This is a genomic window from Zhihengliuella salsuginis (genome assembly GCF_014651715.1).
Classification (GTDB): Bacteria; Actinomycetota; Actinomycetes; order Actinomycetales; family Micrococcaceae; genus Zhihengliuella; species Zhihengliuella salsuginis.
Map to the genome: position 1 here is coordinate 1 of NZ_BMXK01000015.1, position 21,334 is coordinate 21,334.

Below are 21,334 nucleotides of genomic sequence, written 5' to 3' on the forward strand. Positions count from 1 at the left end.
ATTTGGTATCAACAAACTTGGCACACTATTGAGTTCTCAAACAACAGACACACACGCTTTGCAAACCAACCTCATCCGGCCGATCCGCTCAATTCGCGGCAACTTTTATATCTTACCTCAGTCATTTCAGCTTGTCAACTCGACTCGCTGGCCTTTCTGAGAAGTTCTTGCGCCGTTGGCTTCGGGCTTCGTTTCCGTTCCTTTCCGCTGTGCGGCGCGGGATAAAACTATACCCACATTCCCGTGTGCACGCAAACTCGGGGGCTCCTGCCGGCCGGGCCGGCAGGAGAACCCCGGATTCATGCGGTTTTTCGGGCCGCCCCGCCCGCTTCTAGGCGCTCCCGGGGCTGGAGGGCGTCGAATCTTCTCGGGTGAAGTAGACCACACCGAGGGGCGGGAGCGTGACATCGGCGCTGGCGGGCTGCCCGTGGTGCCCCTCGAGACCGGCCTCGACGGGTCCGTCGTTGCGAACACCCGAGCCGCCGAAGTCTTCCGCGTCGGTGTTGAGCGACTCCACCCAGCGGCCTGCCTCCGGGAACCCCAGTCGGTAGCCGTGCTTGGGCTCGCCGCCGAAGTTCGCCACCGCCACGACGGGTGCCCCGCCGTCGGCCGGGACCCGGATGAACGCGAGGGTGTTGCCGGCGGCGTCGTGGGAATCGATCCACGCGAACCCGGCGGGGTCGTTGTCCTGGCTCCACAGCGCCGGCGACTGCCGGTAGAACAGGTTCAGCTCGCGCACCAGACGGTGGACCCCCTTGTGCGGAGGAGTGTCGGCCAGCCACCAGTCGAGTCCGTACTGCTCGCTCCACTCCCCCTCCTGGGCGAACTCCGTGCCCATGAAGATCAGCTGCTTGCCCGGATGCGCCCACATGAACGCGAAGTAGGCCCGCACCTGGGCCAGCTGCCGCCACCGGTCCCCCGGCATGCGGCGCAGCAGCGAGCCCTTCCCGTGCACGACCTCGTCGTGGCTGATGGGGAGCATGTAGTTCTCGCTCCACGCGTAGACGAGCGAGAACGTCATCTGGTGGTGGTGGTACTGCCGATTGATCGGGTCCTGGCCCATGTACTCGAGCGAGTCGTGCATCCAGCCCATGTTCCATTTGAGCCCGAAACCGAGGCCGCCGTGCGCGGTCGCCCGGGTGACCCCGTCGAAGGCCGTGGACTCCTCCGCGATCATGATGACGCCGGGATGGAGCCGGTAGGCGGTCGCCGTCGCCTCCTGGAGGAAGGCGATCGCCTCCAGGTTCTCGCGTCCCCCGTGGACGTTCGGCACCCACTCCCCGTCGTTGCGCGAGTAGTCCAGGTAGAGCATGGAGGCGACCGCGTCGACGCGCAGGCCGTCGATGTGGAATTCCTCGAGCCAGTACAGGGCGTTGGCGACGAGGAAGTTCTTCACCTCGCGGCGCCCGTAGTCGAAGATCAGCGTCCCCCAGTCCGGGTGCTCGCCCCGGCGCGGGTCGGCGTGCTCGTACAGCGGCTGCCCGTCGAAGTTCGCCAGCGCCCACTCGTCCTTCGGGAAGTGCGCCGGCACCCAGTCGAGGAGGACGCCGATGCCCGCCTGGTGGAGGGTGTCGACGAGGTACCGGAAATCGTCCGGGGACCCGAAGCGGGACGTCGGCGCGTAGTACCCGGTGACCTGGTAGCCCCAGGAACCGCCGAACGGGTGCTCGGCGACGGGCATGAACTCGACGTGGGTGAACCCCTGCCAGGCGACGTACTCGGCCAGCTGGTCGGCGAGCTCCCGGTAGTCCAGGCCCGGCCGCCAGGAACCGAGGTGCACCTCGTAGACGCTCATCGCCGCGTCATGCGGATTGGTCGCCGCGCGGCGCTCCATCCACTCGTGGTCGCCGAATCCGTAGTTCGACTCGGCGACGACCGACCCCGTCCGCGGCGGGACCTCGGTGGCGCGGGCCATCGGGTCCGCCTTGTCCCGCCAGTGGCCGTCGGCACCCAGGATCTGGAACTTGTAGACGGCACCGGCCTCGACGCCCGGAACGAAGAGCTCCCAGACACCGGTGTGGCCGAGCGAGCGCATCGCATGCGGCACGCCGTCCCAGTGGTTGAACTCCCCCTTGACCCGGACTGCCTGCGCGTTCGGGGCCCAGACCGCGAATCCCGTCCCGACGATGTCGCCGAGTTCGGAGTGGTACCGGTGCACGTGGGCGCCGAGCACCGTCCACAGGTGCTCGTGGCGGCCCTCGTGGATCAGGTGCAGGTCGACCTCGCCCAGGGTGGGCAGGTGGCGGTAGGGGTCGTCGATGACCGCCGACGTGCCGCCACCGTAGGTGACGTGGAGGCGGTAGTCCGGCACGTGCCCCTCGCGGTCCGTGCGCGGGAGCACGGCGACCCACACGCCGTGGTGCTCGTGCCGCATCGGCAGCGACCCCTCGTGCGTCCGCACCTCGACGGAGTCGGCCAGGTGCCGCAGCGTGCGGAAGGTGACGTGGCCGTCGTCGTCCAGGTGCGCGCCGAGGACCGCGTGCGGCGCGTGGTAGGTGCCGCGGGCGACGGCGTCGAGCACCTCGGGGGCGACCGGCATCGGTTCCAGGGCGCGCGCCCCGGTGGTGCCGGGTTCGGTGCGGGGTGCGTTGTCGGGCGTCATGAGGACGGCCTCCTGAGGTGGAGAATGTGGGCCGGTTCGACGTGGGGGTCGAGCCGGACGTAGTTGTGCTCGCCCCAGCGCCAGGTCTGGCCGCTGAGGAGGTCTTCGACCTCGAACTTCCCGTCGTCGCCGATGAGCGACGGGGTGAGGTCCAGTGCCTCGAGGTTCAGGGTGATGGTCGACTCCCGCGTCCCGTGGGGGTCGAGGTTCACGACGACGACGATCGTGTCGGCGCTCGCGGCGTCGCCCGGGGACCGGCGCTTCGACTTGGAGAAGACGATCGTCGAGTCGTCGGTGGCCGAGTGCAGCTCGAGGTTGGCGAGATCGTCCAGGGCCGGATGCGAGTGCCGGATCTGGTTCAGCCGGGCCAGGTACGGTGCCAGCGACGTGCCGGCCGCCTCGGCGGCGGCGAAGTCGCGGGGCCGGTACTCGAACTTCTCGCTGTCGATGTACTCGCCGGAGCCCGGCCGGGCGACGTGCTCGCACAGTTCGTAGCCGCTGTAGACGCCCCAGAGCGGGCTCGACATGGCGGCGAGGACGGCGCGCAGCTTGAACGCGGCCGGCCCGCCGAACTGCAGGAACTCCGGCAGGATGTCCGGGGTGTTGACCCAGAAGTTGGGCCGGAAGAACGCGATGGACTCGCGCGAGACCTCGGTGAAGTACTCCTCGAGCTCCGTCTTGGTGTTCCGCCACGTGAAGTACGTGTAGGACTGCTGGAAGCCCGCCTTGCCGAGCGCGTGCATCATCGCCGGGCGGGTGAATGCCTCAGCGAGGAAGACGACATCCGGGTGCTCCTCGCCCACCGCGCCGATCAGCCACTCCCAGAACGCGACCGGCTTCGTGTGCGGGTTGTCGACGCGGAAGATCTTGACCCCGCGGTCGATCCAGAGCCGGACGATGCGCAGGATCTCGTTGCCGAGGCCCTCGGGATCGTTGTCGAAGTTCAGCGGGTAGATGTCCTGGTACTTCTTCGGCGGGTTCTCGGCGTAGGCGATCGTCCCGTCCACCCGCTCCGTGAACCACTCCGGGTGCTCGGTCGCCCACGGGTGGTCGGGCGAGGCCTGCAGGGCCAGGTCGAGCGCGACCTCGAGGCCGAGGTCCTCCGCCCGCGCGACGAATCGTGCGAAGTCGGCCTCGGTCCCGAGATCCGGATGGATCGCGTCGTGACCGCCCGCGGCCGATCCGATGGCCCACGGCGATCCGGGATCGTGCTCGGACGCGGTCAGCGTGTTGTTCGGTCCCTTGCGGTGGGTGCGGCCGATCGGGTGGATGGGCGGAAGGTAGAGGATCTCGAAGCCCATGGCGGCGACAGCCGGCAGGCGCCGCTGCGCCGTGGCGAAGGTCCCCGGCACGAAGCGGCCGGCCGCGTCGTCGTACACCGCCCCCTCCGAACGGGGGAAGAACTCGTACCAGCCTCCGCGGCCGGCCAGCTCGCGCTCGACGAGCAGGTCGAAGCGGTCGCTGCTCGTCACGAACCGGCGGATCGGACGCTCGGCGAGCGCCGCACGCAGGGTCGGCGATTCGGCTGCCTCGAGCCGTTCGCCGACGACCAGGGTGGTGTCGGCGAGGATGCGGGCGACGGCCTCGTAGAGGTCGGCGTCGCCGCGGACGGCGTCCGGACTCGCCAGCTCATCCGCAGCCGGCCGCTCGTCCCCGGAGCGGAGTGCGGCGGCGGCCTCGGCGAAGAGCTTGGCGCCCTCGGCGAGCATGAGCTCCGCCTCGACGCCGGCGGCGATCTTCACTGCGGCCGCGTGGTGCCAGGTCCCATAGGGGTCGTCCCATGCCTCGACGGCGAACGACCACGTGCCGGTCGACTCCGGCCGGAGCAGCCCGTGCCACGCATCGCTGCCCGGTGCACCGGGTGTCATCTGGGCGGCCTGGCTGATGCTGCCGTCCGGGGCGTAGAGGACGGCGGTGGCGCCGACGGAGTCGTGCCCCTCGCGGAACGCCGTCGCGCTGACGCGCACGTCCTGTCCGACGACGGCCTTGGCCGGGAACGCTCCCCCCTCGACGACCGGCTGGACGTCGGAGACCGGGATCCGGCCGTATCGTGTTTCGGTTGACCTGCGTTTCGGTGCGGTGCTCACACCCTAGACGCTAATCGCCGCCCGCGGATCAACCAAGGAATCGGCCCAGAAACTTGGTGTGTCGGGCAGTGTTACGCGCGGAAGATGGAGATGGAGTTCGCGGTGACGGTGTGGGCCTCCCCTGCGCGGCGGATGACCCCCTGGTGGCCGAGGTCGCCGGGGTCCGTGCTGTAGCGCAGTTCGAACCGCGCGCGGTCCTCCGGTCGTCCCGAGAACTCGGCGAGGGCCTCGCCATGCGGCAGGGCGACCTCCTGGTCCTCCAGCGTCCCGTTGAAGACCACGAGCCCGTCCATGTCGCTGCCCGGGGAGCCGATGAGCAGCTGCATCAGCCGGGTCCCGGGGTTGGTCCACTCGTCCTGCTGCAGCGGGTCGCCGTTCCCGTTGAACCAGAACAGGAAACCGGAATCCTCGCGGGCCGGGTAGCTGTAGGGCTGGTTCGCGAGGAACTCCTTCCGGATCCGGAACAGGTCGCGGGTCGTCTGGAGCATCTGCCGCTGGTGCTCGGTGAGGTTCCAGTGCAGCCACGACATGGGATTGTCCTGGCAGTACGCGTTGTTGTTGCCCTCCTGCGTCTTGCCCATCTCGTCCCCGGCGGTGATCATCGGGACTCCGAGCGACAGGGCCAGCGTCGCCATGACGTTCGAGGCGGTCTTCAGGCGCTCCGCGTTGACGTCCTGATCGCCCGTCTGGCCCTCGACCCCGTGGTTGAACGAGTTGTTGTGGCTGTGTCCGTCGCGGTTCTCCTCGCCGTTGTCCTCGTTGTGCTTGCGGTCGTAGCTGACGAGGTCGCGCAGCGTGAAACCGTCGTGGGCGGTGACGAGGTTGACGGAGGCGAGCGCGCCGCGCCCGGACTTCGAGAAGAGGTCGCGGGACCCCGCGAGGGCGCCGGCGAGCCGTGCGACGGAGGCACCGTGGTCGCCGGCGGCCAGGCGCCCGTGGTCGGCGACCCAGAACTCCCGGACGGTGTCGCGGAACTTGTCGTTCCAGTCGGCGAAGCCGCGCGGGAAGCTGCCGGTCTGCCACCCGCCCATGGAGACGTCCCACGGCTCGGCGATCATCTTCACGCCGGTCAGCGCCTCGGAGGCGGCGATGGCGGTGAAGAACGGGTGGCTCGCGGTGAAGTGGTTCGCCGCGTCGCGGCCGAGGGACACGGCCAGGTCGAAGCGGAAGCCGTCGATGTGGAACTCCTCGACCCAGTAGCGCAGCGAATCCATCGCCATGCGGATCACGGCGGGCTCGTTGAAATCGAGGGTGTTGCCGACGCCGGTGGTGTCGAAGTAGGCGCCGTCCTCCGTGTGGCGGTAGTAGTGGCGGTCCGCGAGCCCGCGCCACGAGAGCGCCTGCTGGCCCTGTCCGCCCTCGGCGGTGTGGTTGAACACGACGTCGAGCACGACTTCGATGCCGGCGGCGTGCAGGAGCTTGACCATGCCCTTGAGCTCGTCCCGCACGGCTGCGGGCCCGGCCGCCTGCGCGGCGGCTGTGGCGTACGCCTGGTGCGGAGCGAAGAACCCCAGCGTGTTGTACCCCCAGTAGTTGGGCAGGCCCATGTCCTGGAGGTGGGGTTCGTCGATGTGGAAGTGGATCGGCAGCAGCTCGACCGTGGTCACGCCGAGGGAGGCCAGGTGCTCGATCATCGCGGGGTGCGCGAATCCGGCGTAGGTGCCGCGCAGCTCCTCCGGGATGTCCGGGTGCAGCTTGGTCTGGCCCTTGACGTGGGCCTCGTAGACGACCGTGTCCCGCCACGGGACGTGGGGCCGCGCGACGGAGCCCCAGTCGAATCCGTGCTCCTCCACGAACACGCCCCAGAAGCTGCCGTCCTCGTACTCCTCGACGGCGCGGGCGTACGGGTCGACCAGCAGCTGCCCGTTCTCCGGGAGCTCGGCCCCGTGCTCCCAGAAGGCGTAGCGGGCGCCGGGGCGCAGCCCCTCCACCCGGCCGTGGAAGACGCCGTCGGTCGTGTCCGGGAGACTCGTCCGCATCAGCGAGCCGTCCGGATCCGTGAACCAGACGTCGACCCCGTCGAGTTCGGGGGCGAAAACCGCCACGTTCACGGCGTCGGCCACCGGGGACAGGCCGGGGACCGACGCGGCGACGCCGCGCGGAAAGGAACGCGAGAAGCGTTCGGGACCGCTTCCCGCCGGGCTCGGGGACACCGGGACATCAGCGCTGGGCTGTGCCATACAAACCGCCTTGGTAGTCGAGGTGGCGACGACGCTGCGTCGCCGCCGGCGTCAGCCGTTGCGTCGGCGCGAGACTTCGTACAGGGAGATGCCGACGGCCATGGACGCGTTGAGGGACTCCATCGCGGAGTCGATCGGAATGGAGACGATCGCGTCGCACGTCTCGCGGACGAGCCGCGAGAGGCCCTTGCCCTCGGAGCCGACGACGATGCAGAGCGGCTCGGTCGCGAGCTCGAGGCCCGGCAGGTCCATGTCCCCGCCGCCGTCGAGGCCGACGACGAAGACGCCCTGCGCCTTCATCTCCTTCAGCGCCAGCGTCAGGTTCGTCGCGCGGGCCACCGGCACGCGGGCCGCGGCCCCGGCGCTCGTCTTCCAGGCCGAGGCCGTCATCCCGACGCTGCGGCGCTCCGGCACGATCACGCCGTGGCCCCGGAAGGCGGAGACGGAGCGGACGATCGCACCCAGGTTGCGCGGATCCGTGATGCCGTCGAGCGCGACGAAGAGCGGCTGGTGGTTGATGTGGCCCTGCGCGGCGCGCTGGACCGTCTCGGTCACCAGGTCGACGGCGTCCGGGTACTGGTACGGCGGGATCTGGAGGACCATGCCCTGGTGCACGGCGTCGTCCGTCATCCGGTCGAGCTCCGGCTTGCTGGTCTCCAGGACGGCGATGCCCTGCTCGGCGGCCAGCTTGAGGGCCTCGCGCACGCGGTCGTCGACGTCGATGCGGGTCGCCATGTAGAGGGTCTTGGACGGGATCTGCGTGCGCAGGGCCTCGAGCACCGAGTTGCGGCCGGTGACCATCTCCTCGGCGACCCGGGACCGCCCGCGGGTGCCGCCGCGCTTCGTGGCCGCCTTCTCCGCCAGCTGCTTGCCGCGGTGCGCCTTGTGGTAGACGCGGTCCTCGGCCTTGGGAGTGGGGCCCTTGCCCTCGAGCTTCTTGCGGCCGTGGCCGCCGGTGCCGACGGACGGGCCCTTCTTGGTCTTGCGGACGGCGCCGGGACGCTTACCTGTTGCCATTGTGTAGTTCCTCGTGGCTAGAAATCTTGGGGTCGATCACGGTTGGACCGTGGTGTCCACCGGTCACCATTTTACCGACGCGGCCAAATCGTCCCGATTCAGGGCTCGAGCGTCCAGCGGGCGCCGTCCGCTGAGTCCTCCACGACGACGCCGGCCGCGGCGAGCGAATCGCGGATCGCGTCCGCTGCGGCCCAGTCGCGGGACGCCCGCGCAGCCGCCCGCGCCTCGAGCTGCGCGGCGACGAGCGACTCCAGTGCGGCGGCGGCCGCCGGGTCCCCACCCGGCCCGGCCGTGCCGACCGTGTCGAGGCCCAGGACCGCGGTCATCGCGAGCACCTCGCCGAGTGCCTCGGCGGCACGGCCGGCATCGGAAGCGGCCAGGGCCGTGTTGCCCGAACGGACCGTCTCGTGCAGCACCGCCAGGGCCTGCGGGACGTTGAGATCGTCGTCCATCGCGGCACCGAACGCCCCGGGCACCCCGGTGGCGGCGCCGTCGTGCCCGGTGAGGGCGCGGGCGTTGCGGACGAACGTGTCGATCCGCTCCACCGCGGCGGCCGCCTCCTCCAGCGACGTGGGCTTGTAGTCCAGCTGCGACCGGTAGTGCGCCTGGCCCAGGAAGTAGCGGACCACGCGGGCCGGGGCCAGCCCGAGCATCTCGGCCGGGGAGATCGTGTTGCCGATGGACTTCGACATCTTCTCGCCCTCGTACGTGACCATGCCGTTGTGCATCCAGAAGTTCGCGAAGTCGTGGCCGGCGGCGGTCGACTGGGCGAGCTCGTTCTCGTGGTGCGGGAAGCGCAGGTCGAGGCCGCCGCCGTGGATGTCGAACGCGCTGCCGAGGTACTTGCCGGCCATCGCCGAGCACTCGAGGTGCCAGCCCGGGCGGCCGCGGCCCCACGGGCTCGGCCAGGAGGCGCCGGCCGGGTCGGAGGGCTTGCTGCCCTTCCAGAGGGCGAAGTCGCGGGGGTCGCGCTTGCCGCGCGGGTCGGCGTCGGGGGCGTCCTGGAGGTCGTCGACCTTCTGCCGGGTGAGCGATCCGTAGCCGTCCCACGAGCGGACGTCGAAGTAGACGTCGCCCGAGTCGTCGAGGGCCGGGTAGGCGTGGCCGCGCTCGACGAGGTCGGCGATCAGCTCGTGCATCTCGGGGATGTGCCCGGTCGCGCGCGGCTCGTAGGCCGGACGTTTGACGCCGAGCGTGTCGTAGGCGCGCAGGAACTCCTGCTCGAACCGGTAGGCGAGCGCGAACCACTCCTCGCGGCCGCGGTCGTGCTCGCCGGGCTCGAACCCCTCGGCGAACGAGGCGGCCGACTTCTCGAGGATCTTGTCGTCGATGTCGGTGACGTTGCGCACGACAGTGACGGCCAGCCCGCGGTATTCGAGCCAGCGGGTGAGGATGTCGAAGGCGATGGCCGAGCGGACGTGGCCGACGTGCGGCATCCCCTGCACGGTGGCACCGCAGTAGTACAGGCCCGCCCGTCCCGGGACGAGCGGGGTGAAGTCGCGGACCTTGGCCTGGCGGGTGTCGTAGAATCGCATGCTCACCCGCACTAGGTTAGCCCACGGCCGGCGGGCGGCGGCAGCGCGCGCGGGAATCAGACTGCGTAGACGAGCGCGGACGCGTACGCGGTGATGCCGGCCCCGGCGCCCTCGTACCCGAGGCCGTCCGACGTCGTCGCGGTCACCGTGACCGGCGCGCCGGCTGCCTCGCTCAGCACCGCGTTGGCCTCCTCGCGGCGCGGGCCGAACTTGGGCCGGTTGCCGACGAACTGGACGGCCACGTTGCCGATCTCGAAGCCGGCCTCGCGCACGAGCCGCGCGGCCTCGACCAGCAGCCTCACCCCGGACGCGCCCGCGAACTCCGGGCGGGAGGTGCCGAAGTGCGTGCCGAGGTCGCCGATCCCGGCGGCGGAGAACAGGGCGTCGCACGCGGCGTGCGCGACGGCGTCGGCGTCCGAGTGCCCGGCGAGTCCGCGCTCGCCCGGCCAGTGCAGGCCGGCGAGCATCATCGGCCGCTCCTCGTCGGCGACGGCGTGCGCGTCGATGCCGACGCCGGTCCGCGGGATGACAGGTCCGCTCATGAGTGCTCCTCCCCCGCGGCGATCAGCGCCTCCGCGAGCATCAGGTCGAGTTCGGTCGTGATCTTCAGGGCCCGCTCGTCGCCCGGCACGAGGTAGACGTCCTCGCCGAGCATCTCCATGAGCAGGGCGTCGTCCGTGACGGCCTCCGCCCGCTCGGCCGGCCACGCGGCGACCTGGCGCTGCGCCGCGACGAGCACCGCGCGCCGGAAGCCCTGGGGCGTCTGCACGGCGCGCAGTCCGCTGCGCGCGGGCGTCGAGTCGACGGCCTCGGCCGCGATGGCGGGGTCCGGCGCGGCGCGGACCGTCTTGATGGTGTCGACGACAGGAAGCGCCGGGACCACGGCGCGGGCGCCGGCGGCGAGGGCGTCCACGACGGCGGCGAACACCGCGGGCGGGGTCAGGCACCGCGCCGCGTCGTGGACGAGGACGTGCTCCGCGTCGCCCACGGCGTCGAGCCCGGCCCGCACCGAGTCGTTGCGGGTGGCGCCGCCGGCGACGGCGACGAGGTCGAGCCCGGCGGTGACGCAGTCGTCGTGCCGGGTGCCGGCCGCGGCCGTGCGGCACAGCTGCCACAGCCCCGGGTGGCCGGCGGGCACGACCGCGACGATCCGCGCGCCGGGCAGGGCGTCGGCGACGGAGCCGATGGCGCGCTCGAGCATCGCCACGCCGGCGACGGGCACGGCCGCCTTGGGCATGTTCCGGCCGAGGCGCGTCCCGCTGCCGGCCGCAACGATGACGACGGCGGTGCGAGCTGCGGGTGGGGGTAGATCTGTTGACACGCTTCTCACCTTAGCGCCACGGGTCCGTTCGGGCCCCGGACGCAGAACAGCCCGCCCACCTTGTGGTGGACGGGCTGTCTCAATAGTGCAGGGCGCGAGCCTCCTGCCTTCCGAGGGCCGGGGCCCTAGGAGGCGAGGACCTCGTCGAGCATGCTCTCGGCCTTGCCCTCGTCCAGCTTCTTGGCCAGAGCCAATTCGCTGATGAGGATCTGCCGTGCCTTGGCGAGCATGCGCTTCTCGCCGGCCGACAGGCCGCGGTCGTTCTCGCGGCGCCACAGGTCGCGGACGACCTCTGCCACCTTGATCACGTCGCCGGAAGCCAACTTCTCCAGGTTCGCCTTGTAGCGGCGCGACCAGTTGGTCGGCTCCTCCGTGAACTCCGCGCGCAGGACATCGAACACATCGTCCAGTCCGGCCTGGTCGACGACGTCGCGGACGCCCACCAGATCAACGTTCTCCGCCGGAACCTCAATCGTCAGATCGCCCTGGGCGACCTTCAGCTTGAGGTACATCTTCTCCTCGCCCTTGATGGTCCGCATCTTGATCTCTTCGATCCGTGCAGCCCCGTGGTGGGGGTAAACTACCGTCTCGCCAACCTCAAAAACCATTTTCGGATAATCCCCTTTCCCACTAAGCAGTTTATCACGCATTCGTTTGATAATTCGGCGAGTTGTCACACATCGGCCGCACGCTTAACGCATAATTCACCTTCGCGGGCTCCCGGGAGCCCGCCTACCGGCGGGTACAGCGCGCCACGGTGCGCTTCGGTCGCCGCCGCGGCACATCTTCGACAACGAGTAAAAGTTTGGGTCGCTTTCCGAGTAGGATTGGGGGCGAATGCCGTCACGTCGGGCCCAGCCTGCAGTGACAAGAACATCCCGACTCGAACTTGATGAGGAGTTTGTGCAGTGATCACCGCACAGAAGATCCCCGGCCGCCGCGCCCTGGCCACCGCCGCCCTCGCCGTCGTCGCCCTGGGCGCGACCGGCTGCGGCGCGATCAACGACCAGGCGACCACCGACAAGTACGCGCCGAGCGACGGCGTGGTCTTCTCCGCCGGCGACCTCGAGGTCCGCAACCTCATGCTGGTCACCAACTCGGCGGACGAAGAGGCACGGGTGCTGGGCAGCCTCGTCAACGACAGCGACGCCGACACCCGCGTGAACCTGAACGTCGACGGCACCGCCGTCTCCATCGCCGTCCCGGCCGACTCCGTGACCAAGCTGGAGGACGACGCCAACAAGACCGTCATCCCGTCCGCCGGCGAGGAGCCCGGCTCCCACACCCTCGTGGACGTGACCGTGAACGGCGAGAGCGTCGAGAAGTCGGTCCCGGTCGTCAACGGGGTCCTGCCGGAGTACCGCCAGTACCTGCCGGGCGGCTACGAGGAGGGCACTGTCGAGCACCTCGAGCACGAAGAGGAAGAGCACGGCGGCGGCCACTGACCCCGCCCCCGGCGGGCCGGCCGCGGACGCACGCGCCGCCGTCGTACCGCCCCCAGCGCACTGAAAAAGGCTGCGGCCCCGGAATGGATCCGGGGCCGCAGCCTTTTTCAGCTGCCGGTCAGGACTCGAACTTGTAGCCGAGCCCGCGGACGGTGACGAGGTGCACCGGGCTCGACGGGTCCGGCTCGATCTTGGAGCGCAGGCGCTTGACGTGCACGTCGAGGGTCTTGGTGTCGCCGACGTAGTCGGAGCCCCACACCCGGTCGATGAGCTGGCCGCGCGTGAGCACCCGCCCGGAGTTGCGCAACAGCATCTCCAGGAGCTCGAACTCCTTGAGCGGGAAGGAGACCTGGTCGCCGGAGACGCTGACGACGTGGCGTTCGACGTCCATGCGGACGGGGCCGGCCTGCACCGTGTTCGTCACGAGCTCCTCCGGTTCGCCCTGGCGGCGCAGCACCGCCCTCACGCGGGCCACGAGCTCGCGCGACGAGTACGGCTTCGTCACGTAGTCGTCGGCGCCGAGCTCGAGCCCCACGACCTTGTCGATCTCGGAGTCCTTGGCGGTGAGCATGATGACCGGGACGCTCGAGCGCTGGCGCAGCTGGCGGCAGACCTCGGTCCCGGACTGGCCGGGAAGCATCAGGTCCAGCAGGACGAGGTCGGCTCCGGCGCGGTCGAACTCGGTCACGGCGTCGAGGCCGTTGTCGACGACCTGGACCTCGAAGCCCTCCTTCTCCAGCAGGTAGGACAGTGGGTCGCTCAGAGACTCCTCGTCCTCGACAACCAGAATCCGCGTCATATGGTCTCCTCAGTTCCTAGGCGCCCTGGGCGCCATTGGTCTCGTCGTCCGACGGCGAGCCGTCGGCCACCGTCCCTTCTTCGTAGATCGGCAGCCGCACGGTGAACGTGGACCCCTGGCCCGGCTGGGACCAGACGGTGACCTCGCCGCCGTGGTTGGACATCACGTGTTTGACGATGCTCAGGCCGAGCCCCGTGCCGCCCGTCTGGCGGGAGCGGGCCGCGTCGACCCGGTAGAAGCGCTCGAAAACGCGCTCCTGGTCGTCCGGGCCGATGCCCGGCCCCTGGTCCGTCACCGACACCTCGACGAGCCCGTTGCGCACCCGCACGCCGACCCCGACCTTGGTGCCCTCCGGCGAGTAGCGGATGGCGTTGTCGACCAGGTTCCGGAAGGCGGTCATCAGCAGGTCCGGATCTCCGTGCACGACGACGTTGCTCGTCCCGCCGACGGTGACCGCGATGTTCTTGCCCTCGGCGGTGAGGTGGTTGCGGTCGACGGCCTCGCCGATGATGCGGCCCACCTCCACCGGGCGCCCCTGCAGGACGACGTCCGTTCCCTGCAGCCGGGAGAGCTCGATGATGTCCTGCACGAGGGCGGCCAGGCGGGCGGACTCCTTGTGCAGCCGCTTCGTGAAGCGCTTGACCGCCACCTCGTCGCCGGCCGCGTCCTCGATGGCCTCGGAGAGCAGCGAGATCGCGCCGACGGGGGTCTTCAGCTCGTGCGAGACGTTCGCAACGAAGTCGTTCCGGATCGCCTCGGTGCGCGTGATCTCCGTGCGGTCGTCCGCCAGTACCAGGACGTAGCGTTCCGCGAGCGGGGCGACCCGCAGGTGCACGACGATCGCGCCCTGGCCGAGCGGTCCCCGGGGAAGCTCGAACTGCTTCTCCTCGATGACCCCGTCGCCGCGGACCCGCGCGGCGAGATCGAGCAGCTGCTGGTGGACGACCGTGTGCCCGCGCACCAGCCCGTAGGCGTAGGCCGCCGGGTTGGCCCGGACCACGCCGTCGACCTCGTCGACCACGACGAATGCGCGGCCGACGATCGAGAGGATCTCCGCGGTGCCCTCGGGCAGCGTCGGCTCCAGGACCTCGGGCAGCACGATCCTGCGGCGTTGGCTGGCGCGGTACGCGGCCAGGCCGAACACGCCGAGGAGCAGGCCCACGAGTCCTGCGATCACCAGCCACAACGGATCATTCACGCCCTCCAGCTTAGGCTGTGGCCCAGAGTGCTCGACGACGGATCCGGATCCCGCCGCGCTGATTCACCCAACGTTCACCTGGCGCGACTTCGCGGTTTACTTAGTAGTGTCACTGTGAACAACTGAACAAGACCGCCTTCCCAGCCCTGCCGGGCCGGGCGGCACATCTGAAAGGACGACAGCATGCGCAAGGTATTCCAGGCTGAGCTCCAGACCATTGGCGAAGAACTGATCAACCTGTCCAAGCTGGTCGCAGAGGCAATGGAACGCGCCTACGATTCCTTCGCCAACGCCGACACCGAGCTCGCACAGGAGGTCATCGCCGCCGACGCCCGCGTCGACTTCCTCCAGAACAAGCTGGACGAGCACGCGATCGACATCCTGGCCCTGCAGGGCCCGGTGGCGTCCGATCTGCGCATGATCGTCGGCTCGCTGCGCATGAGCGCCTCGCTCGAGCGGATGGGCGACCTCGCCCGGCACATCGCACAGCTGACGCGCCTGCGCTTCCCGGACAACGTCCTTCCGGAGTCCATGGAGGAGACCTTCGCGCAGATGGCGAAGCTCAACATCGAGATCGCCACCAAGGTCGGGGAGCTGCTCGCGACGCGCGACCTCAACCAGGCCGCGGAGATCATCGAGCTCAACAAGCAGATCGACGACCTGCACGCCAGCGTGTTCCGCGCGATCGCCGCCGACGACTGGAACCAGGACGCCCCCACCACCACCGACGTCACCCTCGCGAGCCGCTACATGGAGCGCTACGGCGACCACGGCGTCTCGGTCGCCCGCAAGGTGAACTACCTGGTCACCGGCGAGTGGGAACCGCAGATCGACCAGCAGTAGCCCGCACGACGGCGGCGCCGCGGCCGTCCGCGGCGTCCCGCCCGGCGCCCGGGCGGAGACAGAACGAGGGCCCGGCCTCCGCTGCTCGCGGAGGCCGGGCCCTCGTCGTGTGCTGTCTCGGCCGGGCCTACTAGCGGCCCTGGTTGGCGACGGCTTTGATGGCGTCCGCCGCGGCGTCGGGATCCAGGTACTTGCCGCCCGGGTTCAGCGGCGCGAAGTCCTCGTCGAGCTCGTAGACCAGCGGGATGCCGGTCGGGATGTTCAGGGACGCGATGTCCTCGTCCGAGATGCCGTCGAGGTGCTTGACCAGCGCGCGCAGCGAGTTGCCGTGCGCGGCGACCAGGACGGTCTTCCCGCTGGCGAGGTCGGGCTGGATGTCCGACTCCCAGTACGGCAGCATGCGCTCGAGGACATCCTTGAGGCACTCGGTGCGCGGGGCGTCGTCGCCGAGGTCGGCGTAGCGCGGGTCGTCCGCCTGGCTGAATTCCGAGGCGTCGTCGAGGGCGGGCGGCGGGGTGTCGTACGAGCGGCGCCACTCCATGAACTTCTCCTCGCCGAACTCGGCCAGGGTCTCCGCCTTGTCCTTGCCCTGCAGCGCCCCGTAGTGGCGCTCGTTCAGGCGCCAGTTGCGCTTGACGGGGATCCAGTTCAGGTCGGCGGACTCGAGGGCGAGGTTCGCGGTGACGATCGCGCGCTTGAGCAGCGAGGTGTGCAGCACGTCCGGGCGCAGGCCGGCGTCCGTGATCAGTTCACCGCCGCGCGTCGCCTCGGCGCGGCCCTTCTCGGTCAGGCTGACGTCCACCCAACCGGTGAACAGGTTCTTCTCATTCCAGTCGCTCTGCCCGTGACGGAGCAGGATCAGGGTGTAAGTCATACTTACATCCTACCGATCCCCCACTGCGCACCGCGCGGTTGTGACGTGCGAGGTCAGCGGCGCATTCGCGGCTAGAAGTTGTAGGAACCGCCGCCCTTGCCGGACAGGGCCGGCCGCACGTCGGCCAGGTAGACGGCCGCGACGCACGCCGCGACGAGCTGGAAGAGCCCCGCGCCGCCGCCCATCACGCCGAAGAAGCAGAACAGGGCCGCGCCGGCGTTGAGTCCGCCCCAGAACCCCTTGCTCCGCTTGCCCTCGCGCAGGTAGGCCTCGCCCGGGTGGCGCAGGGCGTCGACGAGCGCCCACAACGCCAGGCCGAGGCCGGCAACGGCCAGTCCGCGGTAGAGGGCCTGTTCGAAGAGGTAAGCCAGTTCCATGCTGCCCAGTCTAGGAGGTCGCGCCGGCGGCGGCACCCGCGGCGCGCGCGGCGTCGAGCGCCTGCTCCAGATCGGCCCACAGGTCCTCGGCGTTCTCGATGCCGACGCTCAGGCGGATCAGGTCCGCCGGCACGCTCTCCGGCTCGGCGGCATGACGACGGCGCCGCTCGGCCAGCGATTCGACGCCGCCCAGGCTCGTGGCCGGCGTCCAGAAGCGCAGGGCGGCCATGACGGCGTCGGCCGCCTCCCCGCTGCCGGCCGGGGCCGCCGCGAACGCCGGGTCGACCTCGAAGGAGACGACCGACCCGAAGCCGCGCATCTGCTCCCGCGCCCGCTGGTGGCCGGGGTCGGCGGCCAGCCCCGGGTAGCGGACGCGCGCGACCGCCGGGTGCCCGGCGAGCCGCTCGGCCAGGATGTGGGCCGTCGCCTGCGAACGCTCGGTCCGCACGGCGAGCGTCCGCAGCCCCCGCAGGGTCAGCCACGTCTCGAAGGGGCCGGGGATCGCCCCGTGCAGGGTGCGGTAGGCGTGCAGCTTCTCGCGCAGGTCCTCGCGGCCGGTCACCACCGCCCCCATGATCACGTCCGAGTGTCCGCCCAGGTACTTCGTCGCCGAGTGCACGACGACGTCGGCGCCGACGGAGAGCGGCTGCTGCAGCAGCGGCGTGCAGAAGGTGTTGTCCACGACCGTGAGGATGCCGCGCTCCTTCGCCGCGGCGATCAGGGCCGGCAGGTCCGCGACCTCGAGCATCGGGTTGGTGGGGCTCTCGACCCAGAGCATGTCGGCGCCGTCGAGCAGCTCGAGGGTCGCGCCGGTGTCCGCGATGTCGGCGTGCCGGACCGTGAGCGCGGCACGGGTCTCGAGGTCCTTCACGATCGAGAGGGACCCGCTGTAGCTGTGGCGGGGCATGACGAGCGTCGCGTTCAGCGGCATCAGCGACATGGCGGCGGCGATCGCCCCCATCCCCGAGGCGTAGAGGAGCCCGGGCAGGTCGGATGCCTCCAGCGTCCCGAGGGCCTCCTCGAGCGGGTCCCACGTCGGGTTCGTGAACCGTCCGTACCCCTTCTCCCCCTCCCCGGGGCCGCCCAGGCCGTGGAACGTCGACGAGAGCACGATCGGCGGGTTCACGGGCTCGTCGAGCGCGTGCGGCGGCCGTCCGAGGGAGACGACGAGGCTGTCGGCGGCGAATTCGCGGGCGGGGTCGTGCGGGGCGGGCGAGGCGGGCTCAGTCATGTACACGAGGGTAGCGGCGCGGGTTGTCCACCGCGGAAACGAGATGACCCTCCCGACGCTTTTGTTGCGGATAGGCTGGAGGGGTGACCACGCAGCACCCGACACCCCCGAGCGCCCCCGTCCCCGCGGATCCCGGCCCCGCCGCCGGCGCCTTCGTCGTCTTCGAGGGCGGAGACGGCGCGGGCAAGTCGACGCAGGCGGCCCGGCTCGCCGAGCACCTGGCGGACGCGGGCCGCACCGTGCTGCGGACCCGCGAACCGGGCGGCACCGAGATCGGCGAGAAGCTGCGCGGACTCATCCTCGACCACGGGCACGGCACCGTGGACGCCCGCACCGAGGCGCTCATGTTCGCGGCCTCCCGCGCCGCCCACGTCGAGCAGGTCGTCCTGCCGGCGCTGGCGTCCGGGACCGTCGTCGTCTGCGACCGCTACATCGACTCCTCCGTCGCCTACCAGGGCGTCGGCCGCGGGCTCGGCGTCGACGACGTCCTGATGATCAACCGCTGGGCCACCCGGTCCCTCCTGCCCGACCTCACGGTGCTGCTGGACGTGGACGCGGAGGCGGGGCGCCGCCGTCGTACGGCCGGAACCGGCGCCGAGGACCGGCTGGAGTCCGAGCCGGACGACTTCCACGCGCGCAACCGCCGTGCCTTCCTGGACCTGGCGGAGGCCGACCCGGGACGCTATCTCGTACTCGACGCGGGGGCCGGCATCGACGAGCTCGCCGGGCGCATCGCCGACCGGGTCGACGCCCTCCTGGGCGCCCGGGAGGTGCGCCCGTGAGCGTCTGGGACGAGCTGCCGGGACAGGAGCACGCGGTCGAGCAGCTCTCGCGCGCCGTCGACGGGGGCAACCCGACGCACGCCTGGCTGTTCACCGGGCCGCCCGGATCCGGACGGTCGAACGCCGCGCGGGCCTTCGCCGCGGCCCTGCAGTGCGAGGCCGGCACCGGCTGCGGGCAGTGCAAGGCCTGCCGGCTCGTCAGCGCGTCCAACCACCCGGACGTCTCCATGGTGACCACGGAGAACGTCACCTACGCGATCGCCGACGTGCGCGAGCTGATCGCCAAAGCTCAAGCCCGTCCCTCCGGCGGGCGGTGGCGCATCATCATCATGGAGGACGCGGACCGCATGGCCGAGCGCACCACCAACGTGCTGCTCAAGGCGATCGAGGAGCCGCCGCCGCACACGATCTGGATCCTCTGCGCGCCGAGCCCCGCCGACGTGCTGGTGACCATCCGTTCGCGGTGCCGCCCCGTCAGCCTGCGCGTCCCCAGCCGGGAGGCCGTGGCCGATCTGCTGGTGCGGCGCGACGGGCTGACCGCGGAGCAGGCGGACTTCGCCGCCCGCGTCAGCCAGTCCCACATCGGCGTCGCCCGGCGCCTGGCCCGCAGCGAGGAGGCGCGCGTGCGCCGCGACAAGACGGTGCGGCTGCCGCTGCGGCTGCGCTCCGTCTCCGACGCCGTCCGGGCGGCCGGGGAGATCGTCGAGATCTCCACGACGGAGGCCTCCTCGTCGTCCCAGGAGCGGGCCGACGCCGAGACCGCGTCGCTGCGCGAACTGCTCGGGCTGGAGCCGGACGCCGTGGTGCCGCCGCAGCTGCGCAGCCAGTTCAAGCAAGTCGAGGAGAGCGCCAAACGGCGGGCACGCCGCGGCGTCAACGACTCGCTGGACCGCTCGCTGATCGATCTGACGACCGTCTACCGGGACCTCCTGGTGATCCAGCTCGGGACCCGAACGGAACTGGTCAACGACTATCTGGGCGAACCGCTGCGGGAGTACGCCGCCCGCAGCACGCCTACCGATACGCTGGGCAGGATCGACCTGATCTCGCAGGCCCGGCAACGGATCGCCGCCAACGTCACGCCGCTCATCGCGATGGAAGCGCTCATGGCGGGGCTGATACCGCGCCGGTCCTGACCGGCTCGCCGGGAGGCGGCGCCCGCCGGCAGGTCGAGCACGCCCGCGCCTGTCGCGGATCAGCACGGACCCCGATCCCGTCAGGAGCAGAAACGCCGCATGAGCACAGGCAGCACCAGCACCCTCCGCCCCGTCCGACGTCTACCGCAGCAGCTCCTCAGAGCGGTGGCTGTGACCCTGGCCGTGTTGATGACGGCGTCGTGCGCCACCGGCGACACCGCCGCGGAGGACACCTACTCCGCGCCCGTACCGGACGCCCTGGAGCGGTACTACGAGCAGTCGGCCCAGTGGGAGCCGTGCGACGGGGACTTCGAGTGCGCCACCGTGGACGTGCCGCTGGACTACGGGAATCCCGACGGCGCGAGCATCGGGATCGCGATGATCCGGCAGAAGGCGATCATGCCCCGCGGCTCGCTCCTGGTGAACCCGGGCGGCCCCGGGGCCTCGGGCGTCGGCCTGGTGAAGAACGCCGGATCCGCCACGTTCTCGCCCACGCTGCGGGAGAAGTTCCACCTCGTCGGATTCGACCCGCGCGGCGTCGGCGACTCCGCCCCCGTTGAATGCCGCAGCGACGACCAGCTCGACGCCTCCCGGGTCGGCGAGGCCATGGACATCGACGATCTCGGCGCCCTGTGCGCCCGGGACAACGCGCGCGTGCTCCCCCACGTCGACACGGACAGCGCGGCCCGCGACCTCGACATCCTCCGCTCGGCCGTCGGCGACGAGCGGCTGAACTACCTGGGGTTCTCCTACGGCACCAAGCTCGGGGCCGCCTACTCCGACCTCTTCGGCGGCAACGTCGGCCGCATGGTCCTGGACGGGGCCATGAACCCGGTGCTCGGGATCGACCAGGTCACCACCGGACAGGCCCAGCGCTTCGAGCAGTCCCTGCGCGAGTGGGTGTCCTGGTGCGACGGCGTCCGCGGCTGTCCCGTCGACGGGGGCGTCGAGGAGGGCCTCGCCGAGCTCGAGGACCTCTTCGACCGCCTGGCGGACGCCCCGCTCACCACGGCGGACGGCCGCGAGTTCAACGACCAGGAACTGGTCAACGCCCTGCTGCTGGCCATGTACGACGACGGGTGGTGGGACTCCCTGGTCGCCGGGATGATGGACCTGGAGGAGGGGGACCCTGCGGCGCTGATGTCGATGGCCGACGCCCGCTCGGGCCGGCTGCCCGACGGGACGTACGCCGACAACTCGTGGGACGCGTTCACGGCGGTGAACTGCCTGGACTACCCGGAGCCCGCCGTCTCCGGCGCGGCACTGGACCGCAAGCTCGAGGACATCTCGCCGACCCTCGGCTGGTATCTGGGCGGCGATCTCTCCTGCGCCGGCTGGCCGGCCGAGTCCACGGGCGACCTGGAACCGGCGCAGCCGCTGGAGGAGTCGGCGGAGGCCCTGGTCATCGGGACCACCGGCGACCCGGCGACGCCGTACGAGTGGTCGCAGGCGCTGGCCGACCAGCTCGCCGGGGAGGACCCCTCCAACGTGCACCTGCTGACCTACGAGGGACTCGGACACACCGCGTACGGCCGCAGCAACGACTGCGTGACGCGCGCCGTCGACGAGTTCCTCATCGACGGCGAGGCCCCGGAGCCCGGCAAGACCTGCTGACCCGCGGCCGGGCGGCACTCGTTTTGACCTCGGCTCGAGGACTCCTATAAAGTAGTCGCTCGTGGGAAGCAACGCCCACAGGCCTCGTTAGCTCAGTCGGTAGAGCGTTTCACTCGTAATGAAAAGGTCATCAGTTCGATTCTGATACGAGGCTCCAGTCAACGGCCGATCCGCACCGCGGGTCGGCCGTTTTTTCGTCTCCCGCGCTCCCGGGCCTTCCGCCCCGGAGAACGCCGGAGGGCGGCGCCGCCCCGTCGGGGTGGCACCGCCCTCCGGCGACGCGGTGGAACAGC

General features: G+C 70.6%; 18 protein-coding genes and 1 tRNA gene. 6 read left to right on the forward strand and 13 right to left on the reverse strand.

The features are described 5' to 3' along the window. Positions 1 to 331: 331 nt before the first annotated feature. From glgB to IE069_RS14415, 8 genes are all read right to left on the reverse strand, one after another. Entirely contained in the window at positions 332 to 2,602 is a 2,271-nt protein-coding gene (glgB, locus tag IE069_RS14380; RefSeq protein ID WP_189351341.1) for a 1,4-alpha-glucan branching protein GlgB, read from the reverse strand. Continuing rightward, on the reverse strand, positions 2,599 to 4,689 hold the full coding sequence (locus tag IE069_RS14385; protein ID WP_189351343.1) for an alpha-1,4-glucan--maltose-1-phosphate maltosyltransferase: 2,091 nt from the start codon (positions 4,687 to 4,689) through the stop codon (positions 2,599 to 2,601). Before IE069_RS14385 ends, glgB begins: the two co-directional genes overlap by 4 nt. A 71-nt stretch (positions 4,690 to 4,760) precedes the next feature. Next, the gene (glgX, locus tag IE069_RS14390; RefSeq protein WP_189351345.1) at positions 4,761 to 6,869 is read right to left on the reverse strand and encodes a glycogen debranching protein GlgX; all 2,109 of its coding nucleotides are present in this window, start codon (positions 6,867 to 6,869) and stop codon (positions 4,761 to 4,763) included. A gap of 51 nt (positions 6,870 to 6,920) precedes the next feature. Next, on the reverse strand, positions 6,921 to 7,886 hold the full coding sequence (gene rlmB, locus IE069_RS14395) for a 23S rRNA (guanosine(2251)-2'-O)-methyltransferase RlmB (RefSeq protein WP_189351347.1): 966 nt from the start codon (positions 7,884 to 7,886) through the stop codon (positions 6,921 to 6,923). 98 nt (positions 7,887 to 7,984) lie between these two features. Beyond that, positions 7,985 to 9,427: a cysteine--tRNA ligase gene (cysS, locus tag IE069_RS14400; protein ID WP_189351350.1), complete on the reverse strand. Its 1,443-nt coding sequence runs from the start codon at positions 9,425 to 9,427 to the stop codon at positions 7,985 to 7,987. Between the two features lie 50 nt (positions 9,428 to 9,477). Further along, entirely contained in the window at positions 9,478 to 9,963 is a 486-nt protein-coding gene (ispF, locus tag IE069_RS14405) for a 2-C-methyl-D-erythritol 2,4-cyclodiphosphate synthase (protein ID WP_189351352.1), read from the reverse strand. After that, the gene (ispD, locus tag IE069_RS14410; protein ID WP_189351355.1) at positions 9,960 to 10,742 is read right to left on the reverse strand and encodes a 2-C-methyl-D-erythritol 4-phosphate cytidylyltransferase; all 783 of its coding nucleotides are present in this window, start codon (positions 10,740 to 10,742) and stop codon (positions 9,960 to 9,962) included. Before ispD ends, ispF begins: the two co-directional genes overlap by 4 nt. A 125-nt stretch (positions 10,743 to 10,867) precedes the next feature. Continuing rightward, the gene (locus IE069_RS14415; RefSeq protein WP_189351356.1) at positions 10,868 to 11,350 is read right to left on the reverse strand and encodes a CarD family transcriptional regulator; all 483 of its coding nucleotides are present in this window, start codon (positions 11,348 to 11,350) and stop codon (positions 10,868 to 10,870) included. 300 nt (positions 11,351 to 11,650) lie between these two features. On the opposite strand from IE069_RS14415, the gene IE069_RS14420 reads away from it, so the two are divergent. Next, the gene (locus IE069_RS14420; protein ID WP_189351358.1) at positions 11,651 to 12,187 is read left to right on the forward strand and encodes a hypothetical protein; all 537 of its coding nucleotides are present in this window, start codon (positions 11,651 to 11,653) and stop codon (positions 12,185 to 12,187) included. Between the two features lie 118 nt (positions 12,188 to 12,305). Here IE069_RS14420 and IE069_RS14425 read toward each other — a convergent pair whose 3' ends face one another. Further along, positions 12,306 to 12,986, reverse strand: a complete 681-nt coding sequence (locus tag IE069_RS14425; RefSeq protein WP_189351360.1) for a response regulator — start codon at positions 12,984 to 12,986, stop codon at positions 12,306 to 12,308. A 16-nt stretch (positions 12,987 to 13,002) separates the two neighbouring features. Further along, a complete protein-coding gene (locus IE069_RS14430; RefSeq protein ID WP_189351362.1) occupies positions 13,003 to 14,184 on the reverse strand; it encodes a sensor histidine kinase in 1,182 nt (393 codons plus the stop codon). Positions 14,185 to 14,367: 183 nt separating this feature from the next. On the opposite strand from IE069_RS14430, the gene phoU reads away from it, so the two are divergent. Next, positions 14,368 to 15,027 carry a phosphate signaling complex protein PhoU gene (gene phoU, locus IE069_RS14435; protein ID WP_189351364.1) on the forward strand — a complete coding sequence of 220 codons (660 nt, stop codon included), beginning with the start codon at positions 14,368 to 14,370 and terminating at the stop codon, positions 15,025 to 15,027. Positions 15,028 to 15,157: 130 nt separating this feature from the next. Here phoU and IE069_RS14440 read toward each other — a convergent pair whose 3' ends face one another. The 3 genes from IE069_RS14440 to IE069_RS14450 form a co-directional block, all read right to left on the reverse strand. Beyond that, positions 15,158 to 15,901: a phosphoglyceromutase gene (locus IE069_RS14440; protein ID WP_189351366.1), complete on the reverse strand. Its 744-nt coding sequence runs from the start codon at positions 15,899 to 15,901 to the stop codon at positions 15,158 to 15,160. A 71-nt stretch (positions 15,902 to 15,972) separates the two neighbouring features. Continuing rightward, a complete protein-coding gene (locus IE069_RS14445; RefSeq protein WP_189351367.1) occupies positions 15,973 to 16,278 on the reverse strand; it encodes a DUF2516 family protein in 306 nt (101 codons plus the stop codon). 10 nt (positions 16,279 to 16,288) lie between these two features. Further along, entirely contained in the window at positions 16,289 to 17,509 is a 1,221-nt protein-coding gene (locus IE069_RS14450; RefSeq protein WP_189351368.1) for a trans-sulfuration enzyme family protein, read from the reverse strand. Between the two features lie 83 nt (positions 17,510 to 17,592). Here IE069_RS14450 and tmk point away from each other — a divergent pair, with 83 nt between their 5' ends. The 4 genes from tmk (at position 17,593) to IE069_RS14470 (ending at position 21,198) form a co-directional block, all read left to right on the forward strand. After that, on the forward strand, positions 17,593 to 18,291 hold the full coding sequence (gene tmk, locus IE069_RS14455; RefSeq protein ID WP_189351370.1) for a dTMP kinase: 699 nt from the start codon (positions 17,593 to 17,595) through the stop codon (positions 18,289 to 18,291). Beyond that, the gene (locus IE069_RS14460) at positions 18,288 to 19,427 is read left to right on the forward strand and encodes a DNA polymerase III subunit delta' (protein WP_189351372.1); all 1,140 of its coding nucleotides are present in this window, start codon (positions 18,288 to 18,290) and stop codon (positions 19,425 to 19,427) included. Before tmk ends, IE069_RS14460 begins: the two co-directional genes overlap by 4 nt. 99 nt (positions 19,428 to 19,526) lie before the next feature. Beyond that, complete coding sequence (locus IE069_RS14465) at positions 19,527 to 21,041, forward strand: alpha/beta hydrolase (protein WP_189351374.1); 1,515 nt, start codon at positions 19,527 to 19,529, stop codon at positions 21,039 to 21,041. Positions 21,042 to 21,122: 81 nt separating this feature from the next. Next, positions 21,123 to 21,198: transfer RNA gene (locus IE069_RS14470), tRNA-Thr, on the forward strand. Positions 21,199 to 21,334 lie beyond the last annotated feature (136 nt).

What these genes read in the sequence shown, in the direction of transcription:
- IE069_RS14415 (WP_189351356.1), bottom strand. Translation starts at nt 11,350, where the DNA reads ATGGTTTTTGAGGTTGGCGAGACGGTAGTTTACCCCCACCACGGGGCT.
- phoU (WP_189351364.1), top strand. Translation starts at nt 14,368, where the DNA reads ATGCGCAAGGTATTCCAGGCTGAGCTCCAGACCATTGGCGAAGAACTG.
- IE069_RS14465 (WP_189351374.1), top strand. Translation starts at nt 19,527, where the DNA reads ATGAGCACAGGCAGCACCAGCACCCTCCGCCCCGTCCGACGTCTACCG.
- IE069_RS14440 (WP_189351366.1), bottom strand. Translation starts at nt 15,901, where the DNA reads ATGACTTACACCCTGATCCTGCTCCGTCACGGGCAGAGCGACTGGAAT.
- ispF (WP_189351352.1), bottom strand. Translation starts at nt 9,963, where the DNA reads ATGAGCGGACCTGTCATCCCGCGGACCGGCGTCGGCATCGACGCGCAC.
- IE069_RS14445 (WP_189351367.1), bottom strand. Translation starts at nt 16,278, where the DNA reads ATGGAACTGGCTTACCTCTTCGAACAGGCCCTCTACCGCGGACTGGCC.
- glgX (WP_189351345.1), bottom strand. Translation starts at nt 6,869, where the DNA reads ATGGCACAGCCCAGCGCTGATGTCCCGGTGTCCCCGAGCCCGGCGGGA.
- IE069_RS14425 (WP_189351360.1), bottom strand. Translation starts at nt 12,986, where the DNA reads ATGACGCGGATTCTGGTTGTCGAGGACGAGGAGTCTCTGAGCGACCCA.
- glgB (WP_189351341.1), bottom strand. Translation starts at nt 2,602, where the DNA reads ATGACGCCCGACAACGCACCCCGCACCGAACCCGGCACCACCGGGGCG.
- IE069_RS14450 (WP_189351368.1), bottom strand. Translation starts at nt 17,509, where the DNA reads ATGACTGAGCCCGCCTCGCCCGCCCCGCACGACCCCGCCCGCGAATTC.
- rlmB (WP_189351347.1), bottom strand. Translation starts at nt 7,886, where the DNA reads ATGGCAACAGGTAAGCGTCCCGGCGCCGTCCGCAAGACCAAGAAGGGC.